Source organism: Amycolatopsis sp. NPDC043887 (assembly GCF_056435665.1).
The window spans coordinates 1-1,324 of the sequence record NZ_JBWKEB010000045.1 but is presented as its reverse complement, the minus strand read 5'-3'; the positions used below and the strand labels follow the sequence as shown (position 1 = coordinate 1,324).

General features: G+C 64.3%; 1 protein-coding gene. It reads right to left on the bottom strand.

Annotated elements, in window-relative coordinates; all coding sequences use genetic code 11:
• Positions 1 to 46 precede the first annotated feature (46 nt).
• On the bottom strand, positions 47 to 1,198 hold the full coding sequence (locus tag AC069H_RS42760) for an integrase core domain-containing protein (RefSeq protein WP_478236182.1): 1,152 nt from the start codon (positions 1,196 to 1,198) through the stop codon (positions 47 to 49).
• Positions 1,199 to 1,324 lie beyond the last annotated feature (126 nt).

Here is a 1,324-nt window from a genome sequence, read left to right as displayed (position 1 = left end):
GTTAGAACCGTCTGTCCTGTTTCAGGACCTCACGGACAGATGTGTTTCAGGACATGTCGGACAGTTTTGGGTTGGTCAGTGGTTGGTAGCGTATTGCTCTGTTGAGGGTGAGCTGGCGGGCGAGTGTGTCGCCGATCATGATGACGACGCGGTCGCCCTGCCAGAACACGGTGGCGTTCTGGCCGGCCCAGCGTCGGCCTAGCACGATGGAGCAGCCGGAGAAGGCGATGACCCCGGTGCTGGAGACGGGGCGTTGGGTGGTTCCGCTGGGAGCTTTGGAGCCTTCGGGTGGAGTGGCTTTGAGGCTGGCGTCGTAGCGTTGCTGCGGGGTCTGGCCGTCGAGGCTCTGGTGTCTTCGGTTGTTGTAGATTGTGCGGTAGTCGTCGAGCAGCTGTTGCAGGGCGGCAAGATTCTCGGCCGGGGGCCGGGCGGCGAGCCATTTCTGCAGAGTCTGATGGACGCGTTCGTTCTTGCCGCAGGTTTGCGGGTGATAGACCGACGAGGCGATCGTGGTGACGCCGTGTTCGGCGAGGTGACGTTCCAGATCGGCCATCCAGCCGCGGTGTTTGCCGGAGAAAGCCAGCCCGTTGTCGGACAACAGTTTCACCGGCGCCCCGTAGCAGGCGATGGCCAGTTGCACCGCGGTCCAGGTGTCAGCACCGTTCTCGCTGACCGCGGCATAGGAGCCGACATCGAGGCGGGAATGGTCATCCAGGATCTGGATGATGCAGACCTTGGTGCCGTCGGCCAGGTAGTGCTCCGTCCCATCGATCTGCCAGCAGCCGTTCGGGTCCGGGTACTGGAACCGGCGCCGCGTGCGGGGCTTCTTGCGTGGCTCGGGTTCGATCTGGCCGCGATCACGCAGGATCCGGTAGATCGACGACCGCGAGGGCGGCGGGAGCATCCCGGCGTCCTCCAGACGCCAGCGAATCGAGATCGGCCCGTTGTCCAGGCCTTCCTCCTCGAGCTCTTTACGGGCCCGCAGCACCGCCTCGGCCACCTCCTCACCCAGCGCGGACGGATGGCTCAGCGGAGCGGTGCTGCGGCAGGCGAACCCGACGGTCCCCTCGCTCCGGAACCGAGCCACATACCGATAGAAGGTGTCACGGGAAACCCCGTGCTCGCGACAGAACCGCGCCACGTTGATCTTCTCGCCCGCAGCCGACCTGACGATCGCGGCGACGAACTCAGGATCCATCGGAAAACCTGCTCTGCCCATCGCCGCATGATCACCACACAAGCCCTGGTCACCACGCCGACAGGCCGGTCAGTGTCCGTGAGGTCCTGAAACATCAACTGTCCGACATGTCCTGAACTCAGACAG